Source organism: Methylobacterium amylolyticum, from assembly GCF_030700245.1.
Classification (GTDB): Bacteria; Pseudomonadota; Alphaproteobacteria; order Rhizobiales; family Beijerinckiaceae; genus Methylobacterium.
The window spans coordinates 1-18,923 of sequence record NZ_JAUYZI010000062.1; the positions used below are offsets into that span (position 1 = coordinate 1).

Below are 18,923 nucleotides of genomic sequence, written 5' to 3' on the forward strand. Positions count from 1 at the left end.
TGCCCCTTGGGGTCACGCCGACGCCGATCTGATGCCTCCGGTCGGGCTCCGCCCTCCCTCCATCATCAGATCGGCGTTCCTCTCACCTTGATTGACGCGCTGGCCTCATCCTGATTGTCGCGCTGCAGAGCGGGCGCGGCCACAGGGCGGATATGAGCATATCTGCCAGCGACTTACCACCGTGACAGACCCGTCGCGCCGGTCTTTTTGCTCAGCCCGCCACGGCCGGAGCGGCGACCGCGTGCGTCGTGTGCACGCGCTTCCAGTCCAGCCCCTCCAGCAGGGCCGCGAGCTGCGCCGCGCTCAGCCGGACCACGCCGTCCTCGACCCTCGGCCAGCGGAACTCACCGCTCTCCAATCGCTTGGCCGCCAGCACCACCCCACTCCCGTCCCAGAACAGGAGCTTCACCCGGTCGGTACGCTTCGAGCGGAACACGTAGACCGTGCCGGAGAACGGGTCCGCGCCCATCGCCTCGCGCACCAGCGCAGCCAGCCCATCCATGCCCTTGCGGAAGTCCACCGGCCGCGTCGCCAGCATCACGCGCACCGTCCCGGACGGCCCGATCATCGCACCGCCTTCAGCGCCCGGATCACCGCCGCGATCTGGGCCGTGCTCGCGCCTGCGCCGATGCGTACCGCCACACCGGCCGCCTCCAGCTCGATCACCGCGGCAGGACCACGCCGAGCCCGGCCTCGTCCCTGCGCCGGGCGCGCGGCTGGGCCGGGCTCGGCCTCCTCGACGAGGGCCGGCACGAAGCTCGGTGCCGGTTGCGCCGCGTCGGGCGAGGCCGCCCGCCGTGCCTCACGCAGCCACGTGAACAGGTGCTGCGGGCTCATCCCGTGCCGGCGCGCGACCGCCGACACCACCGCACCCGGGGCCGTCGCCTCGACCAGGATCCGCGACCGCTCGGCCTCGGACCAGCGCCGCCGACCGCCCGCACCGGTGATCACCTCCAGGCGCCGCACCAGCCGCGGCGGTTCGACCATATCCTCAAGCATAGACCCAAAACGATCCGACCCCGGGACCGTCAATGTCGCCAGCTACCCTCGTATCCAGAAGGTGGGCGCCAAACACCGCTTACGGACGGCCTCCGTGTCGCGGAAGAGATACGCGCCCGTCGGCTGGCGGTCGATCAGGAGGCGGCCGGTCCGGATCTGGCCGTAGAGCCATTTCGTGGGGATGTTCAGCCGGCGTGCGATGGCCTGGACGCCGAGCAGGTCCGAGGCATGGCGCCAGCGTGACCGAGGTGTCCTCGGCCCCGGCCCGGCCTGCTGGCGGATCCGTCGGACCGTCACCGGCAGCACGCGCTCGGCGCAGCTCGGCGAGCGATGCCCCTCGTCGGTCAGCCGAGCGGCGATCTCCTCGTCGGGGATGTCGGTGCGGGCCAGGGCGATGACCCGTTCCCGCATCTCGGCACCGCGGGTCAGGGCCTCCAGGCGGCCGACCGCCCGCTGGATCGTGAGTTGGCTGACGGCGCCGCCGCGCCAGATGACGCGCGCCGTCGCCACGTCGTGCATCCCCCGGTCCAAAACGACCTTGTCGACGAGGCAGCGCAGGAGCGCCTTGCGCTGGGCATCGCGGGTGGTCGGGGCGTGCCAGAGCTGCGACAGCCGTCCGGACAACGCCACGATGTTGCCGTCGAGCCTCCCGCCGATGGGCATGGCCGACGCCTGGTCCCGTTGGCGCGCCAAAGCCTCCTCCGCCGTCCTGAGCGCGATCAGGGCAGCCTCCCAGCGTCGCTCCAGCTCGCTCGCGACCAGACGGTTGTCGGGATCGACCTTGTCGTACTGCCGCTGGGCCAGCGCGGCCTGGTAGCGCTTGCGCTCGACCTGCTGCTCGGCTGCGGTCCGCAGCGCCCGCTCCGTCTGTTGCCGGGCCCGGTGGGCCTGTGACAGCGCCTCGATCTCGGCCGGCGCCAGGGCTGCCAGGAAGGCCTGCGCGACGCCTCGGTCGACCGCGGCGGCGCGGAGATGCTGACAGACCGGGGCCCCTTGCTGCGTGCGCAGGTGATTGCAGACGTACTCGCCCCCGCCCTTGTAGCGCACGAACATCTTGTGCCCGCATCGCGCGCACCAGACGATGCCGTGCAGCAACAGCTCGCCGTCGCGCGGGGTCCCTCTGGTCTTGTTTCGCATGTATTCGGCTCGGTTGTCGCTGATGACGCTCCGGATCTTCTCGTAGGTAGCCCAGTCGATGTAGGCAGGATAGCGATCCTTCACGACGAAGCGCCACTCCTGCATTGGCCGCAGTCGCTTCATCGCCGTGCCGTTCCGGCTGGTGACCGCGTCGGCGCGGCGACGGCCGTAGACGAACGCGCCGGCATAGGCGGGGTTTGTCAGGATCGTGACGACGGCCGCCACGGTCGCCCGCGCCCAGCGCAGATCGCCGTGGTGATCGCGCCGCGGCAGGTCGAGCCCGCGCGCATTGAGCATCCGCATGACCTTGGCGGCGGTTCGCAGCCGCAGGAAGCTCTGGAAGACGAGGCGGAGCCGATCCTGGACCTCGACGTCGGCGTCCTTCACGACGAGGTCGCCCGAGACGCGGGTGAGCCCGACCGGCAGGGTGAGGGCGAGGTCGCCGCGTGCCGCCTTCGCGAGGAGGCCCGCGGTGAGGCGACTGCGCAGGGTGTGCAGTTCGAGTTCCGAGATCGTGCCCTTGAGCCCCAGCAGCAGACGGCCGTTGGCCGAGCCCGGATCGTAGACGCCGTCGCGGTCGGCGATGAGGCAGTTCCTCAGACCGCAGATATCGAGAAGCGGGTACCAGTCCGTGCAGTTGCGGGCGAGCCGCGTCACGTCGACCGAGAGGATCAGGCCGACCTCGCTCAGGCTGACGCGCGCGGTCAGGTCCTTGAAGCCGTGGCGGTGGACGGCCGAGGCGCCGCTCAGGCCGAGATCGGCGTCGATGACGTCAACGTCGGCCTCGCGCCAGCCGAGCTCCCGGGCGCGTTGCGTCAGGGCGTACTGGAGACGCAGGCTCTCCTGGTTGCTGACGACCTGGGCTGGCGTCGACTGCCGGATGTAGACGACCGCCTTGCGCGCCAAGTGCGTCGGCTGGATCAGCTCGGATCTCATGGCGCGTCTCCGCCAGCACCGCGGCGATGTCGTCGAGGATCTGCCGCCGGAGCGCCGCGGGAAGCACCGACCACAGGGTCTTCGGCTCGATCACCATGCGCGTCGAGGAGTTCGATCAGCGAGATCAGGTCTCGTAGAGCTTCAACGCTCAACTTGGTCCGCTTCGCCCTCTTTCAGGGCGTCGTGGATGTGCGCCGAGCCACCGCGCGTGTTCGGGTCGCGCAGCACGCCCAGTCGATACCGATCCCTCTCGCCTGGACCGTTGCAGAGCGAATACTGCCGCACCAACCCACCGCTCAGATGAACGTCGATGTGAGACCCGGCCGAGAACGGCGGAAGGCTCTCGCCGTCGGGATCGGCCAATTCCAGGGTGCAGATATCGACAGCCTCCTGCACTTTCCTGACGACCCTGACAGTCAGCAGCCCGTGTTTCATAGCGTCACCGTTCGAGGAGTAGATCGTGAATCCCGCGCGCCGGTTCGACGACGGGAAAGAGGGCGGGCGCGCCGCCCCGGGTTCAAAGCTGAGACAGGAGGGATCGCGAGATCGCCTGAACGCGGGATAAGAGCTCGGCGACGAAGGTGCCGGACTCCGACTCGTTGAACCGGTATTTAGGGATGCTCACGCTCACGCAGCCGATAGGCGTTCCATCACGGTCGAGAATGGCGGCGCCGAAGCAGCGGATCTCGAGTTCGTTCTCCTCGCGGTCGGTCGAATAGCTCCGCCGTTGGGTCTCCAGGATTTCCGCCCTGAGATCCTGCGATCGTGTGATGGTATACGGTGTTCGGGCCACGAGCTCGATCGAGCCGAGCAAGCGTTCGCGCTCGGCGGGCTTAAGGGCCGCGAGATAGGCCTTGCCCACGGATGTTGAATGCAGGCTGACCCGCGTTCCTATCCGCGATGTCATTCGCACAGAACGGGGGCTCTCTAGCTTGTCGATATAGACCATCTCCTGCCCGCTCGGGACAGCGAGGTGAACTGTTTCCCCGGTGGCGTCCCGCAAGGCTGCGATATGGTCATGGGCCACCGTCCTCAGGTCGAAAGCTTCCCAGCTTTTCGACGCCAGGCTCATGAGCCTGTGGCCGAGCTGGTAAGTCCCGGTAAGGCTATTCTCCCGGATCATGTCCTCACTGATGAGCGCACCAACGATGCGGTAAAGCGTGCCGCGCGGGTAGGGCAGGAGCTTTGCGAGCCGAGCGATATCCAGTTCGCCGGGCGCGTCAGCGACAGTCTGCAAAACGAGCATGAATTTCGAGAAGGCGGCGGTCCCCTGGACCTGCTGCCCGACCTCGGCGGGTGCCCCGGATGCCGGCGGAGCGGCCTTCGTTCGCGACATGAAAATCCTTCTTGCGTCTTGACAGACGGCCACCTCGGCTGGTGTATTTGAAATGTGGGCGATTGTCCACAATGTGGCAAGATAAAAATCTGAGCGACCAAACGGGCGCTCATCGGCTCTCTCCGGGCTCGCGCAGATAGATCCTCGACAACCGCCTGCGGCATGCCGCGGGGACTGTTCTGTGTCTGACGCACCGAGAAGGGGCCGGTTGGTCCGTGTAGGGATGGAGACGAGAATGGCGGCCTTGCCGACCGAGGTAATCGATTGCGACGTGCATCCGGCCGCACCGGACATGAAGCAGATTCTTCCCTACCTCGACGATTATTGGCGAGACATGGTCGTCACGCGAGGGACAGATGGCCTCGATCTTAACTGCTATCCGCCGAACGTCCCCCTGAGCGCCCGGGACGATTGGCGCCTATCAAAGGGCAAACCCGGCAGCGATCTGGGCCGGATGCGCACCGACCTGCTAGACCGGTTCAACACTCGTTTCGCCATCTGCAACTGCCTGCACGGGGCGGCGGGGCTGTTCAATGCCGATCACGGGGCCGCGCTGGCTCGGGCGGTCAGCCTGGGCGAAGGACGGGATCCGTGTCAACGCCATCGCGCCCGGCTGGATCGCCACCGAGCTGACCCGGCCCCTAGTTGATGACGAGGGCAAATCCGGCGCCATTCTCGGCCGCACGCCGCTCGGGCGCTGGGGTGAGCCGGATGACCTCGGGGGGGCTGTAGAGTTCCTGGTTTCCGAGCAGGCCCGCTTCGTGACTGGCGTGATCCTGCCGGTGGACGGCGGCTACGCAGCTAACTGATCGAGGTATGTGATGAACATCAACGTCGCCCCCACCAACCTGCCACCGAGCGAAAAATGGGTTCCATACCGGCACCCACAGCCAAAGGAATCCCCGCCGGAGCTGGTGGTCCCGAATGCGATCCCGAGTGACGAGCGCATCTGGGTTCCGGTCGAAGAAAATGTTTGGTTCCGCCCCCTGCTCATGTGCACCTCGCGCGGATACTGGATGAACCTGCTCAAAGTCCGCAAGTCTGGTGTGCTGTCCCGGCATCGCCATCCCTTGCCGGTCCATGGTTTCGTCCTGAAAGGGGAGTGGCGCTACCTTGAGCATGACTGGGTCGCCACTGAGGGCGGATATGTTTATGAGGCACCAGGCGAGACCCACACCCTCGTGGTGGACCCGCATGTCGAAGAGATGATTACGCTCTTCCAGGTGAACGGGGCGATGATCTACGTCGATCCCGACGGCAAAACGACGGGTTTCGACGACGTGTTCACGCGCATTGACAAGTGTCGCGCCCATTACAGTGTGAATGGCCTCGGGGTGGATTACATCGACCAGTTTATCCGCTAGGCGCGGGTTGATCGTCTCGGCGGCCGGGCTCCCGCTCCAGGGTTGCCGGACCTCGTGCCCCGAAGGCAACGCCGGGAGTGCGTCGGCCAATACTGTCCCGCCCTGATCGGCATCGCCGAACTACTTCGTACCGGCTGGGCTGAAGTTTCCCTCGGAGTCGGCCGAACCCCTGTTGACACCCAGGTCAGGATCCAACAAATTGCCCACAACATAGAAAATTGCCCACAAGGTGGGCGAATGGAGGAAACGTGACGAGCCGAGTAGCACTCGCGGCATTGCTGGTCGTTGCATGGGAGCAGGCAACCCCCTCTGGCATAGCCAGTCCGAGCCGCACACCAGACGGCTCGCAGCGATGACCCGCGCGCAATATGATTTCTCGGGCAAGGTCGCCGTCGTGACGGGCGGTGCTCGAGGAATTGGCAGGGCGGTTGCAGAACGCCTGCACGCGGCCGGGGCGACACTCAGCGTCTGGGATCTGGCTGCGACGGCGCGAGGCTTAGAGGACGCAACCAGCTACCAGGTAGACGTCTTTGATCTGAGCGCCGTCGAGGCGGCAAGCACCCGAACGCTCGCCATGCTTGGCAAGATCGATATCCTTGTCCATTGCGCAGGGTTCGCGGGCGAGACCGTGCGCCTCGAGGAGACCGACCCGTCTGCCTGGCGGCGTATCGTCGAGGTCAACTTGGTCGGCACATACAACGTGTGCAGAGCCGTAGTTCCTGCCATGCGCGCTGCCGGAACTGGCCGCATCATCCCGGTGGCTTCCCTGGCGGGCAAGGAGGGAACACCGAACGCCTCCGCCTACAGTGCCGCGAAGGCGGGGGTCATCGCACTTACCAAGTCCTTGGGTAAGGAACTTGCTGGGAGCGGGGTTGTGGTGAATGCGATCGCGCCGGCAGCCGTCTCGACCGCAATCCTCGATCAGATGTCACCTGCTCATGTGCAGACCATGATCGAAAAGAGTCCCCTCGGCCGGTTGGGATCAACAGACGAGGTGGCCGAGATGGTTCTCTGGCTCGCCTCGGAATCCTGCAGCTTCAACATTGGGGCCGTCTTCGACCTGTCCGGCGGGCGCGCAACCTATTAGCGGCGTCCGCTCAGGCGGCAGAGCGCAGAAGCGGTGAAATCGGCGCAACAAGCCAACAGAAGGGGAGAGAAACAATGGCTTCAAACAGGACAGTCATGTCAGCCGCGTGTGCCGCCGCTCTGCTCGTGGGGTCTTTTACACTGGCCGCGCCTGCGGTCGCGCAGGAGACCATCAAGGTCGGAGTCATCCTAAGCCTCAGCGGGCCAGCGGCGCCGTTCGGCATCCCAGAGCGAGATACGATTCAAGTTCTGACGGACAAGTACAACGCCGATGTCGGCCCGAATGGGAAGCGGATCGAGCTCGTCTTCCACGACGATCAGACCAATCCCACGGAAGGCGCTCGCGGCGCCACGAAGTTGATCCAGCAGGAGAAAGTGCAGGCGATCCTTGGCGCGACGACGGGGTCGGCGACGCTCGCACTGATGCCGATCGCGGCGGCGAGCTCGGTTCCGGTGCTCTGTCCGTGCGGCACGATCTCGCTGACCTCGAAAGATCACTCCTTCTTCCCGTGGTTCTTCCGCACATCAATCAATGACGAGCTCGCGGTGGCCGGCGCTCTCGAAAAGGGCCTCTCCAGGGAGGGCCGCAAGAACCTGGCGGTGATGTACCAGGAGGACGCGTACGGGAAGGCCACCAAGGACTACATTGTCGCATCCGCCAAGGAGCGGAAGATCAACGTCGTGGCGGAGGTGAGCGCCCCGCTCAACGCTAAGGACTTGACCTCGGCGGCGACGAAGGCGCGCAACGCCAATCCGGATACCGTGTTCGTTCAGACCTCGGCGCCGGCTCTGGGGGCCGCCTTCATCCGCGGGGCGAAGCAAGTCGGGCTCGAAGTTCCCGCTATGGGCGCCATGGCCCTCAATCAGCGCTCCTTTGTCGATGCGGCCGGCTCGGCAGCGGACGGGATGATCATCGTCTCGCTCGGCAACTGGGACGATCCCTCGCCAAAGCAGAAGGCCCTCGGCGATCTCCTCACGAAGGCTGGTAAAACTCCTGCCGGTTTCGGTGAGGTGATCGCGTCCACCGGGTTCGTCGCCCTCGCCGAAGCAATCAAACGCAGCCCCAGCCCTGTCACGGGCAAGTCGATCCGGGACGCGCTGGAGACGATCTGCCAGTTCCGCGACACCTATCTCGACGGCGAGCTTTGCTACACTTCGGACAATCATGAGGGGATCGGCGTCGATAGCCTCGCGAAGATGGAAGTTCGCGGCGGCAAGATGAAGACCATCCAATAAATATCTGGTTGCCGGATCGGATCTGCGCTGCGTGCCGGCGGAAGAATTCCGCCGGCGACCCCCACGATCTCCCACACACGGTCAAAAATCTAGGATCGAGCTCAGATGTACGATCAGGATACCTATGATGAATTCAGGGCGTCTGTTCGTCGATTTGCCGAGGAGAAAGTGGCCCCTTTCGCCGCACGGGTCGACGAAGAGGCCCGACCGCCCACGGAGGCCGTGACGGCGAGCCTCGCCATCGGTTTGCCTGGTCTGCCATTTCCCGAGCGTTTCGGCGGTCAGGACGCGGATCTGTTCTTTCAGATTATCGCAAGCGAAGAGCTGTCGCGCGTTTGCGCGTCGACGTCGATCTGCACCTCGACCAATTGGCTGATGATGCTGATCGTGAACCACGGAAATGAGGAACAGCGGCAGGCGATCATTCCGCAGATCGTCAAGGGCGAGGTTCAATGTGCCTGGGCGCTGACCGAGCCGAGGGGCGGCTCAGACCTGATGGGAGCCACCACGAAGGCCGTCCGCAGCGCGAACGGCTGGACGATCACCGGGACCAAGCGCTTCATCACCAATGGCGGCTGGGCCGACTGGTACGTCGTTTTCGCCCGCACCAGTGAGAAGGGGTTCAGCCTCTTTCTCGTCAACAAGACGGATCCCGGCGTCTCCTTTGGCGCTCAGGAACGCAAAATGGGCCTTCGCGGTAGCCCGACCTGCGATGTGATCATGGACGGGGTCGCGCTCCCAGCCGAGCGCCTGCTCGGCACCGCCGATTCAGCCGGCACCTACATCACTGATGCACTCCTGGAATCGCGGCTAACCATTGGTGCGCATGCCCTCGGCATCGCTCAGGGGGCGTTCGAGGAGGCGGTCCGCTACGCCCAGACTCGCCAGCAATTCGGCCAGCCAATCGCCCGTCATCAACTCGTGCGCGGGATGATCGCCACGATGGCGGCGACCCTCGAATCCGCCAGGGCGGTGCTCTACCGCGCGGTGCAGCTCCAGATGTGCGGGCATCCTGATGCCAAGCTTCTGGCCTCGATCGCCAAGGTCCAGTGCAGCAACGCCGCCGTTTCGGTCTCAACCGAGGCCGTCCAGGTTCATGGGGGCTACGGCTATCTCAAGGATTACCCGGTCGAGCGCATGATGCGTGATTCAAAGGTCACGCAAATCTGGGAGGGCACGAATCAGATCCAGCAACTGATGATCTCAAAAGAAGTCTACGCGAAATATTGAGGGCAGGTTGATGTCGATCCTGGATGGCATTTTGGTCGTCGAAATGTGTGAGGTCTGGCAGGGCCCGCTGGCCGGCCAAACCCTTGCTGATTACGGCGCGCGGGTGATCAAGGTTGAGCGTCCCCCGTCCGGCGATCTGATGCGGTCCAACGACTTCATCGCGAGCCGGCAGGGTCGGACCAGCTGCTACTTCGCCGCAACGAACAGCAATAAGGAATCCATCTGCCTCGATATCAAGTCCGAGGACGGCAGGGCGGCGCTGAACGCGCTGATCAGGTCGGCGGACGTGCTCATCAGCAATTATCGGCCCGGCGCCATGGACCGCCTGGGCTACAGCTATGACGCGGTCTCGACCCTCAATCCGCGGCTGATCTACGCCGTCGCCAGCGGCTACGGCGAGACGGGGCCGCTCGCCCGCATGGCCGGGCAGGATCTGCTCGCCCAGGCAGTGTCTGGCATTGCGACGAAGCATACGGCATCGGGGGCTGGCCCGGTCCTGCTCAACACGCCCGTCGCTGATTTCGCCTCAGGCATGATCATGGTCCAGGGTATCCTTCTCGCGCTGCTGGAGCGGCAAAAATCAGGTCTCGGCCAGAAGGTCTCAATCTCGCTGTTCGATTCAGCTGTCGCCATGCAGGCGCTTGAGATCGCCTCGATACTGAATCACGACTCGGAAACTAATTGGTTCGAGTCTGGCCCAAATTTCCTAGCCCAGACCTCGGACGGCTGGCTCGTGGTGCTCGGTTTCTACCGTGAAAACCCGCTGCAGCTGATGTGCCGAGCGCTCGAGCTTGACGACTTGAGCGCACGCCCAGAGTTCGGCACCCTAGAGCAGCAGATCGCGCGGCGCGAGGAGATCGCTGATCTGCTCCGGCCGGCGGTGCTGAAGCTGTCCTCGTCCGAGGCCACCGCGCGATTCCAAGCAGCCGGTATCCTGGCTGCGCCAATCGCCACGTTGCGCGACCTGCTGAACTCCCCGCAGCTCGCCAACAACCAGCTGCTGCGCTCCGTTCCGATTGAGGGCGAGCCGGACATGACGGTTGTGTGCCATCCGCTGCGTCTGTCGCGCACGCCACAGCAGCTCAGGATGGGGCCGCCGAAGCTGGGCCAGCATACGCAGCAAATCCTTGCAGGGTTGGGATCATACGTCAGTGCCAATCCCGAGCGGGGGCCGGGCAGGACGAGTTCGAAAACCAGCAGCCCGCCGCGGTGACGGCGTGACTCGCGCTTTTTGCTCATGCGCGCCAGACCCGGCACCCAAACAGCTCATCATAGAAGGTGAGACATGATCCTCGAAATTGCAGAATTTCTCGTCCAAGGGATGCTGCTGGGCGTCATCTATGGGCTGATCGCATTCCCGATCAGCTTGCTGTTCCTCACGACCGATTCTGTTGACTTTGCGGTAGGTGGTTACGCGGTTCTGGCCGGATGCGCGGCAGCGGCGATGGGGGGCAGTGGTGGCATCGCCGCAGGCATTGTCCTTGCTGTCCTCGCGTCGATAATCGTAGGCGCAATCTCCATCCGGCTCAACCGTCCGAGCCACCATGACCCGCTCACGGTCGTTCTCGCGACCTTCGGCGTAGCCGTCTTCATCGAGTCCGCGGTGCTCACATTCATCGGTAAGGACCCGATGATCCAGCAGCCCTTCGAAGTCTTTTGGAACGTCGCCGGTATCCGCATCAGTCCGCAGGCGGGCATCAACATCGCAGTGGGACTTGCGCTACTGAGCGGCCTCTACGGTCTCCTTTACGGAACATCCTTCGGCCGCGACATGCGGGCGAGCGCCGCCAATGCCGTAGGCGCATCACTCGCCGGCATTCGGGTCCGCGCAATCTGGTTTGGAACGTATATCGTGGGGGGCTTCCTTGCCGGAGTGGCGGGCATCCTGGTCCTCTATACGGTGGGAACGGATTACAGCTCCGGTGCCGGGCTCACGATGTCTGGCTTCGGCGCCGCCGTGGTGCTGGGCCTCAGTTCTCCCTTGCGAGGCTTCCTCGGCGGCTTGGCAATTGGGATGGTTCAGGCGGTGTCATCCGGCTACCTGCCGGGCGGCTGGGCGACCGCTACGCCTCTTCTCTTTATATTTATCATTCTCGCCAGCGGGCGCATGAACATCACGGCGGTTTCAGGAGGCAGAGCGTGAACAGCTATTCCCTGTTTACCTGGCGTCATCCCGCATTATCCCTGCTGATGATTGTCTCTGTTGGGACCGCGGCCAGCTATGGCCACCCGTTCCTGCTCGACAATTCGATTATGATTGGGATATTTTCGCTGATGGCGCTATCGGTTGGAATATCCTATGGTCAGGCGGGTATTCTGTCCCTCGCTACGGCGACGTTTGCGGCGATCGGCGCTTTCGCGACCGCGATTCTGACCGTCAACTATCGGCTGTCTCCCTATCTGGGGCTCCTGGCGGCGATCCTCCTACCGACAGTGTGCGCTTATCTTCTCGCGCGCTGCATCCTACGGCTGTCTCCGTTGCCGCTGTCGATTGCCACCTTCGTACTCGGAGGGCTCGTGGAGGTTCTCATCAAGCAGGGCGGCGACTTCACTGGCGGCTACATCGGGCTGTCCGGCATTCCCCGGCTGAGCATCGCGCCGAGTGCCCAGGCGATGCACTTCCTGACATGGGCCGTCGTCCTTCTCGTCGTCGTGCTGTGCGTCAGCCTGATGAACTCGTCTACGGGTCGGGCCATCAATACCGCCCGCCACGACCCGCTGCGCGCCGTCGCCGATGGGGTAGACGTTCCTCATCTCCTCTCCAACACCTTTGCTTTCTCGGGTGCGATTGCGGGTGTCGCCGGTTGGCTCTACGCGCATCACATCACCTACATCGGCCCAGATTCACTCACGACTCAGGTGTCGATCACTGTCCTGCTGATGGCCGTCGTCGGCGGCGTCAAAGTGATTCTCGGCCCGATCTTCGGCGCCGCCATCCTGATGGTCGTCGTGCTCTATCTTCCGGCGGCCGAGAGCCAGGGCATGTTCTTCGGCTCCATCCTTGTCTTCATGCTGCTGGTTGCGCCGAACGGCCTTCTCGGCTCGCGGTGGAGATTGCCGACTTTGCGCGGTGGCCTCGAACGGCCGACCTCGCCCATGTTGCTCATGCCCGCCAAGGAAGAGAACTGAGTTATGGGCATCGAGGTGAGTAACGTCACTGTCCGTTTTGGCGGCATCACGGCCTTGTCCGAAGTATCGGTCTCGCTTTCACCCGGCCAGATCGTTGCGGTCATCGGCGCGAACGGCTCTGGCAAGAGCACGCTCTTCAACAGTATCACCGGTCTTGTGTCGGTGGCGTCGGGCAGCATCAGGATCGACGATGACGAGGTCATTCGAATTCCGCCGCATCGCCGGATAGCTGGCGGGTTGGCCCGCACCTTCCAGACCCCGCGGTTCGACCCGCGTATCACGGTCGAGAAGGCGGTCCTGTGCGGCTTCTACCCCGTGGCGCGCTCGGGTTTTGTCCGGTCCCTGCTGCACACTCCGGGCTCGGCCCGGGAGGAGCGGACGATCCGCCGCGAATGCGACGGCATCCTGGCTCTTTTTAAACTCGACAAGCTTCGCTCGGTACCGATGGGCGAACTGCCGATGGGACAAGTTCGTCTGGTTGAGGTGGCGCGTTCCGTTGCGAACAAGCCCAAATACCTTCTGCTGGACGAGCCCGCGGCCGGCCTCACGCGCGTCGAGCAGGAGCTGCTGAGCGCCGAGATCCGCAATCTTGTCGCGAGGGGCGTGGGCGTCCTTCTGGTCGAGCACAATTTCAACCTCGTCCAGCAGCTCTCGGAGCACGTCGTGGTCCTGGACCGTGGCTCGATCCTGTTTACCGGCGCTCCGGCCGAGCTCGCAGGCAACCGAGCCTTCGTTGATGCCTATCTCGGCACCAGCGGCCATTAGGGGAATTGTCGCCATGCCCGCTTCAGCCAACCCCTCTCCGTTCCTCACGGCGCGGAAGTTCTCGGCCCGGCACGGACGTATTCGGGTCGTCTTCAACCTCGACTTCGAGGTTTATCCGGGCGAGATGCTGGCCATCCTCGGCGCCAACGGGGCCGGCAAGAGCAGCCTTCTCGGAGCCGTCGCCGGTCTCGTCAGTGGCGACGGCCAACTAGTTGCTGGAGGCCACGAGGTGGCTGGCGAGCCCGCTCATCGGCGCGCTGCTCGCGGCATTTCCTTCGTCCCCGAACAGCGCGGCAACATCTTCGGCACGATGAGCGTGGGCGAGAACCTGGATGTTGGGCTGCGTATGACGAAACCCGGCCGGCGCGAACAGGTGCGGGCCGACATTCTGGCGATGTTCCCCATTCTTGAAAAGCGCATGAGCACGGCTTCCGCAATGCTGAGCGGCGGCGAACAGCAGATGCTGGCGATGGGAATGGCATTGGGACGCGAGCCGTCGCTGCTCATAATGGATGAGCCCTCTCAGGGGCTCGCGCCCGCCGTCTTTGACATTCTACAATCCGCCTTCGACACGCTAAAACGGCGCGGCATGGCGATCCTGCTGGCTGAGCAGAATCTGCCCTTCGCCTCCCGCATCGCCGACCGATACCTCGTGCTCTCGCAGGGCGAGCTGGTTGCAACCGGCAGCAAGGACGAGCTCGGCCGTTACGACGAGATCATGGCAATGTTCATGGGTCGTCGCGGTCCGGTCGCTGCCTGAAGTTGGCGGGCAGGCACATTCACGTCGCAAAACAAGCAGGGGGGAAAACCGTGGCGCACGATCAGTCCATAAACGTGATCTCGCAGGAACTCGAGAACGAGATCTTCGGGGGGAACGGTCGGCGGGCGCGTCGCGCTCGGCCCGCGCTTACTTACAAAGAGGCGGCCCGTGAGATTCCCGTCTTCGCGGAAACCGACGTCCTGGTAATCGGTGGCGGCCCTGCGGGCACGTCTGCCGCGATCGCTGCCGGGCGGGTTGGCGCCGACGTGATGCTGGTCGAGCGCTACAATCATCTTGGCGGCCTTTCCACGGGCGGTCTTGTGATCTGGATCGACCGCATGACAGATTGGAACGGCAAGCAGGTGATCGCCGGCTTCGCTGCCGACGTCTTCGAGCGGCTGCCCAAGGACGCGATCATGGGACCACCGCGGTCTGCCTGGGGTACCAGGGACGCGGCCACCGCCGCATATTGGTCCCATCGTGCCTCAGCCTTCCAGGGAGTCGTGACCTGGTCCCCAACGATCGATCCCGAGGCACTCAAGACCGTCTCGATGCAGATGATCCTTGAGCAGAAGGTGCGGCTCACGCTCCATTCCTGGGCTGTGCAGCCTATCGTGGAGGACGGCGTGATCCGGGGAGCGATCTTCGAGAGCAAGGAGGGGCGCCAAGCGATCCTCGCCAAAGTTGTGGTCGATACGACCGGCGACGCCGATCTCCTTTCCCGGGCTGGCGTCGTCTCGGAAGCCGATATCGACAAAACGGACATCCACCACTGCATGAACACGGCTTTCCTGCTGGGGGGCGTGGACATGGAGCGCTGGGCTGCTTTGCGGGCCGACAAGGATGCCTATTCGGAATTCGGCGCCCGCGGTCGCGCGCGCATCCAGTCCTTTGAGCGGCCGCAATTCGGTTGGCGTAACGACGTCGCCCTGTTCATGGGGCCGCGCCTGTCCGGCTACAGCGCCATTGACGTGGAGGACCTGACCGAGGTCGAGATCCGCTCGCGGCAGCTTACGGTCCAACATCTTGAATTCTATCGGGCGCATGCGCCGGGGTTCGAGAATGCCTTCCTGATGCTCGGGGCGCCCCAGGTGGGCGTGCGCCACAGCCGGCGCTTCGCAGCGGCCAACAAGGTCACCCGGGCGCAGTGGGACGAGGGCAAGGTCTGGGACGACGAGATTGGGGTCTCCACATCGCTTGCGCCAAAGTGGAAAAACATCTCGGTTCCCTACAGTTCACTTGTGCCGCTTGGGATCGACGGCGCTCTCGGGGCTGGACGCCATGTGGCGTGCGATGCCAGTTCCCACACGTTCCTGCGCGAAATTCCGCAATGCTGGATGACGGGTCAGGCGGCAGGGGTCGCGGCTGCTATCGCGGCTGGGACTCGGACCCGGCCTCGCCATGTCGAGCCCCGCCTCGTGCAACGCGAACTGCTGAAACAGGGTGCCTATCTTTCGTCCGGGATCGAGCGGTCCGTCAGCACGGCCGCATCCGCCGCCGAGTAGCCCTTTGACACCGCTAGCCTTGGGGTGAGCCCGCACGTAGAGGCCTGCCGGCATAGTCACGGTAATCTCGCGGGCTCTGGCCAGGGCGGAGTAGGGTAGGGGATCCAGGCCATCTCCTACGCGCGTCACCGCTTCCCGCCTGAGCTCATCCGCCATGCCGTCTGGCTGTACCTGGGTTTCACGCTCAGCGATCGCGATGTCGAGGAACTCCTGGCGGAGCCCGGGATCGACATTTCCTATGAAACGGTCAGGCGGTGGGTGCTGAAGTTCGGGCCGGCCTACGCCCGCAATCTCCCTCGCCTGCGACCCGGGCCGAGCAGTCAGTGGCACTTGGACGAGATGGTGGTCTCGATCCGGGGCCGGCGCATGTACCTCTGGCGAGCGGTGGACAACAAGGGCGAGGTGCTCGACATCCTGATCCAACCACGGCGGGACAAAACGGCTGCCCTGCGGTGCAGCTCGGTGTAGCTCGCGTCCCCGAAGGTCATGCGGGTCAGGCTTCGCCCAGCCCGTGCAGCCACCAGCGCGCGCCCTCGGCTGCCGGCGCGTCGCGGAACAGCCAGAAGCGGTCGCCGGCCGCCGTCTCGACCCGGTAGTAGTCGCGCGCAAGGCCGGACTCGGCGTCCGAGACCCACCACTCGCCGTGCACCCGCTCGGGGCCATCGGCGCGGGCCACCCGCAGGCGGGTGCCGCGCCACACGACCAGGGCCGGCGGATGATCGGGGGCGAGCGCGGTCACCGCCACGGGCTCGGGCGGGTGCCCAGGGCAAGGGCGACGGTAGCTTCTAGAAGGCCGTCACCGCCGCCTTCGAGCACGTCTTCGAACATCTCGGCCGCTTGAACGACCACGTTTCGCCGGGCGGTCCCGACGGAGGCGACCGCCATTTGCAGCCGGGCGAGTCCCCGACGCTCCGGTAGTCCGGGACGCGGACGGACGTCCTCCTGGACGGGTCCGACCGGTCCCGCCTCGTTCTTCGGTATGTAGGGGCCGAAGAAGTCGATCCGGCGGCCGCTGCCTCGCGATGCGGATCAGCGAACCTGGTCGGCGCGAAACCGGCTGCCGTCAGCCGGTGCATCCTGGCACCGGCGAGCTATGCGGGAGATTGGGTGACGTAGGGGGCGTGAAGGCGGCGTATCGAGGCGGGTGTCGAGCCTGCCAGAACCTCTCATCGAGAGCGATACGCCATGGACAGCCCTACCAACATCGTCCGGCTTCGTCAGCTGGATGCGATCGACGATCCCCTGACCGAGGTGCTGCGCTCAGGTGCGCGCCGCCTGCTCGCCCAGGCCGTGGAACTGGAAGCCGACGCCTTTCTGACGGCGATGCAGGACCTCCGGCTGCCGGACGGACGCGCCCGGCTCGTGCGCCACGGGCACGGGCCGGAGCGTGCGATCCAGACCGGGATCGGGCCGGTACCGGTGGCGCGGGTGCGCGTCCGGGATCGGGGTGCGACGGGGCCTGCGGACCGGGTCCGGTTCACCTCGACGTTCCTGCCGAAGTGGGCCCGGCGCACGCGCAGCCTGGATGCGCTGCTGCCGGCCTTGTACCTGCGCGGCGTCTCCACCGGCGACTTCCAGGAGGCGCTCTCGGCCCTGCTCGGTAAGGACGCCCCGAACCTCTCACCCGCGGTCGTGACGCGGCTCACGGCGACATGGGCAGACGAGTACGCCCGCTGGCAGGCTCGTGACCTCTCGGCGCGCAGATACGTCTACGTCTGGGCGGACGGGGTCTACCTGCAGGCCCGGATGGAGGATCAGGCCGAGTGCATGCTCGTGCTGATCGGCGCCACGCCGGAAGGGAAGAAGGAGTTGGTCGGCTTCCAGGTCGGGGTTCGCGAGAGCGCCCAGAGCTGGCGCGAGTTGCTCGTCGACGTGAAGCGGCGCGGCCTGGCCTTCGCGCCCGAGATCGCGGTCGGTGACGGGGCGCTCGGCTTCTGGAAGGCGCTCGACGAGGTCTGGCCCGGCACGCGCCACCAGCGCTGCTGGGTCCACAAGACCGCCAACGTCCTCAACAAGGTGCCCAGATCCGTCCAGACGGCGATGAAGGCGGACCTGCGCGAGATACACGGCGCACCGACCCGCGCGGCCGCCGAGAGGGCTCTGGCGGTCTTCGTCGAGAAGTACGGGGCTAAGTATGCCCGCGCCGCCGACTGCCTGAACAAGGACCGCGACGCCCTGCTGGCCTTCTTCGACTTCCCCGCCGAGCATTGGGATCACCTCCGGACGACCAATCCCATCGAGAGCGTGTTCGCCACGGTCCGACACCGGACCGTGCGGACCAAGGGCGCGCTCTCGCCGACCACCGCCAAGCTGATGGTGTTCAAGGTCGTCATGGCGGCGTCGAAGACGTGGCGGCGGCTGAAGGGCGAAAACCAGTTGCCGAAGGTCGTGGCGGGCGTCATCTTCCGCGACGGGACCGAGGTCATCGCGCGCCCAGATCACCGCGCCGCCTGATCGTCCTCGTCACCTAAAATCCCGCATAGCTCGGCACCGGCATGGCGGCGGCAGATCCCAGCCACCTTTGCGAAGGTGCATCTCACCGCTCGGCAGGCGGACCAGCAGATGCTCCAGCGGCTCGGCCTGATAGGGCTTCTGCAAGACCGGACATCCTGATATTTGCCCTCCAGTCCCTGCCGGCTGTGCGCCATAAGCGACCTTTCGAACAGAGCCCTCGGAATGGCCGCTTAGCCTCCGAAAGCTGCCATTGGCATGGAGTGGCAAGTCCCGGCGGCCACAACATCATCACGATGCGCCCTCGACCGCTCGTCGTCCTCGGCAACGGCGTGGAACGCTGCCTTGGCCTCCCTGAAAGAGAACTCGTAATTCTTGCGACGGTCCCGTCGCCGAGAAGGATGGGCCATGTCCGAGTTCCCCAGTCATCGTGGCGGGTGCTGACATGGCGCCCGAGACAATGGTGGCTCCGTGGGGGCGGTGACCCTGTCCTGGACGGGGCCGTTCGGGCAAGTGTCGCGTGCCGGTATCCTCACCGATGCGGAGGCGCATCGTCCATCCACTATGGCCAGGCGTGACAATGCCCCGGCCCAGTCTATCCTCCGCACAGACGCGTGCCGCCCACGAGTGATGCGAGCCCGCCATCGGAGGAGGGGCGAATGCCGAACGGCTACTGGATCGCGCGCATCGCCGTGACCGACCCCGAGCGATACGGCGCCTACGTTCGAGCGCTTCCGGCAGTGGTCGAGCGCTTCGGCGGGCGGTTCCTCGTCTTTGGCGGCAGCCAGTACGCGGTCGAGGGCGACGTGAAGCCGCGCAACGTGGTGGTCGCGTTCGACGACTACGAGACGGCTCGCGCCTGCTGGCAATCGCAGGAGTACGCCGAGGTGGCGAAGTTGCGCGCCGGCGCGGCGGAGGTCGATGTCGTCATCGTCGAGGGCGCCGGCTCGTAGCGGGCGCTCGCCCTCGGCGCGCCGGCCAGCCGGCGG

General features: G+C 65.2%; 19 protein-coding genes and 2 pseudogenes. 15 read left to right on the forward strand and 6 right to left on the reverse strand.

All coding sequences use genetic code 11. The features are described 5' to 3' along the window. Nucleotides 1-211 precede the first annotated feature (211 nt). The 5 genes from tnpB to Q8W71_RS28095 form a co-directional block, all read right to left on the reverse strand. Nucleotides 212-568, reverse strand: a complete 357-nt coding sequence (tnpB, locus tag Q8W71_RS28075; RefSeq protein ID WP_305528700.1) for an IS66 family insertion sequence element accessory protein TnpB — start codon at nucleotides 566-568, stop codon at nucleotides 212-214. After that, complete coding sequence (gene tnpA / locus Q8W71_RS28080; RefSeq protein ID WP_305528701.1) at nucleotides 565-999, reverse strand: IS66-like element accessory protein TnpA; 435 nt, start codon at nucleotides 997-999, stop codon at nucleotides 565-567. The genes tnpB and tnpA overlap by 4 nt, the downstream gene beginning before the upstream one ends. A gap of 42 nt (nucleotides 1,000-1,041) precedes the next feature. Then, nucleotides 1,042-3,072 (reverse strand): recombinase family protein, encoded by a 2,031-nt coding sequence (locus Q8W71_RS28085; RefSeq protein ID WP_305528702.1) that lies wholly within the window; start codon nucleotides 3,070-3,072, stop codon nucleotides 1,042-1,044. A gap of 141 nt (nucleotides 3,073-3,213) precedes the next feature. After that, the gene (locus tag Q8W71_RS28090) at nucleotides 3,214-3,507 is read right to left on the reverse strand and encodes a ferredoxin reductase domain-containing protein (RefSeq protein WP_305528703.1); all 294 of its coding nucleotides are present in this window, start codon (nucleotides 3,505-3,507) and stop codon (nucleotides 3,214-3,216) included. Nucleotides 3,508-3,589: 82 nt separating this feature from the next. Then, complete coding sequence (locus Q8W71_RS28095) at nucleotides 3,590-4,408, reverse strand: IclR family transcriptional regulator (RefSeq protein ID WP_305528704.1); 819 nt, start codon at nucleotides 4,406-4,408, stop codon at nucleotides 3,590-3,592. A gap of 235 nt (nucleotides 4,409-4,643) precedes the next feature. Here Q8W71_RS28095 and Q8W71_RS28100 point away from each other — a divergent pair, with 235 nt between their 5' ends. From Q8W71_RS28100 to Q8W71_RS28160, 13 genes and pseudogenes are all read left to right on the forward strand, one after another. After that, nucleotides 4,644-5,057 (forward strand): hypothetical protein, encoded by a 414-nt coding sequence (locus tag Q8W71_RS28100; protein ID WP_305528726.1) that lies wholly within the window; start codon nucleotides 4,644-4,646, stop codon nucleotides 5,055-5,057. Continuing rightward, entirely contained in the window at nucleotides 4,942-5,217 is a 276-nt protein-coding gene (locus Q8W71_RS28105; protein ID WP_370875560.1) for an SDR family oxidoreductase, read from the forward strand. The genes Q8W71_RS28100 and Q8W71_RS28105 overlap by 116 nt, the downstream gene beginning before the upstream one ends. Nucleotides 5,218-5,229: 12 nt before the next feature. Next, the gene (locus Q8W71_RS28110) at nucleotides 5,230-5,772 is read left to right on the forward strand and encodes a 2,4'-dihydroxyacetophenone dioxygenase family protein (protein WP_305528705.1); all 543 of its coding nucleotides are present in this window, start codon (nucleotides 5,230-5,232) and stop codon (nucleotides 5,770-5,772) included. Nucleotides 5,773-6,124: 352 nt separating this feature from the next. Beyond that, a complete protein-coding gene (locus Q8W71_RS28115) occupies nucleotides 6,125-6,859 on the forward strand; it encodes an SDR family NAD(P)-dependent oxidoreductase (RefSeq protein WP_305528706.1) in 735 nt (244 codons plus the stop codon). A gap of 95 nt (nucleotides 6,860-6,954) precedes the next feature. Beyond that, nucleotides 6,955-8,094, forward strand: coding sequence for an ABC transporter substrate-binding protein (locus Q8W71_RS28120; protein WP_305528707.1), 1,140 nt, complete (start codon nucleotides 6,955-6,957; stop codon nucleotides 8,092-8,094). Nucleotides 8,095-8,199: 105 nt separating this feature from the next. After that, nucleotides 8,200-9,324: an acyl-CoA dehydrogenase family protein gene (locus tag Q8W71_RS28125; RefSeq protein WP_305528708.1), complete on the forward strand. Its 1,125-nt coding sequence runs from the start codon at nucleotides 8,200-8,202 to the stop codon at nucleotides 9,322-9,324. A 10-nt stretch (nucleotides 9,325-9,334) separates the two neighbouring features. Continuing rightward, complete coding sequence (locus Q8W71_RS28130) at nucleotides 9,335-10,537, forward strand: CaiB/BaiF CoA transferase family protein (protein WP_305528709.1); 1,203 nt, start codon at nucleotides 9,335-9,337, stop codon at nucleotides 10,535-10,537. A gap of 72 nt (nucleotides 10,538-10,609) precedes the next feature. Continuing rightward, nucleotides 10,610-11,467, forward strand: coding sequence for a branched-chain amino acid ABC transporter permease (locus Q8W71_RS28135; protein ID WP_305528710.1), 858 nt, complete (start codon nucleotides 10,610-10,612; stop codon nucleotides 11,465-11,467). After that, nucleotides 11,464-12,453: a branched-chain amino acid ABC transporter permease gene (locus Q8W71_RS28140; protein WP_305528711.1), complete on the forward strand. Its 990-nt coding sequence runs from the start codon at nucleotides 11,464-11,466 to the stop codon at nucleotides 12,451-12,453. Before Q8W71_RS28135 ends, Q8W71_RS28140 begins: the two co-directional genes overlap by 4 nt. Nucleotides 12,454-12,456: 3 nt before the next feature. After that, entirely contained in the window at nucleotides 12,457-13,218 is a 762-nt protein-coding gene (locus Q8W71_RS28145; RefSeq protein ID WP_305528712.1) for an ABC transporter ATP-binding protein, read from the forward strand. A gap of 13 nt (nucleotides 13,219-13,231) precedes the next feature. Further along, nucleotides 13,232-13,978 (forward strand): ABC transporter ATP-binding protein, encoded by a 747-nt coding sequence (locus tag Q8W71_RS28150; RefSeq protein WP_305528713.1) that lies wholly within the window; start codon nucleotides 13,232-13,234, stop codon nucleotides 13,976-13,978. A gap of 50 nt (nucleotides 13,979-14,028) precedes the next feature. Then, the gene (locus Q8W71_RS28155; protein WP_305528714.1) at nucleotides 14,029-15,483 is read left to right on the forward strand and encodes an FAD-dependent oxidoreductase; all 1,455 of its coding nucleotides are present in this window, start codon (nucleotides 14,029-14,031) and stop codon (nucleotides 15,481-15,483) included. A gap of 102 nt (nucleotides 15,484-15,585) precedes the next feature. Next, a pseudogene (locus tag Q8W71_RS28160) lies at nucleotides 15,586-15,936 on the forward strand (IS6 family transposase); the annotation flags it as partial. A 40-nt stretch (nucleotides 15,937-15,976) separates the two neighbouring features. Here Q8W71_RS28160 and Q8W71_RS28165 read toward each other — a convergent pair. Then, nucleotides 15,977-16,240: pseudogene (locus Q8W71_RS28165) on the reverse strand (DUF6504 family protein); the annotation flags it as partial. A gap of 428 nt (nucleotides 16,241-16,668) precedes the next feature. Here Q8W71_RS28165 and Q8W71_RS28170 point away from each other — a divergent pair. Beyond that, entirely contained in the window at nucleotides 16,669-17,937 is a 1,269-nt protein-coding gene (locus tag Q8W71_RS28170; protein ID WP_305528715.1) for an IS256 family transposase, read from the forward strand. A gap of 656 nt (nucleotides 17,938-18,593) precedes the next feature. Next, nucleotides 18,594-18,887: a DUF1330 domain-containing protein gene (locus Q8W71_RS28175; RefSeq protein WP_305528716.1), complete on the forward strand. Its 294-nt coding sequence runs from the start codon at nucleotides 18,594-18,596 to the stop codon at nucleotides 18,885-18,887. Nucleotides 18,888-18,923 lie beyond the last annotated feature (36 nt).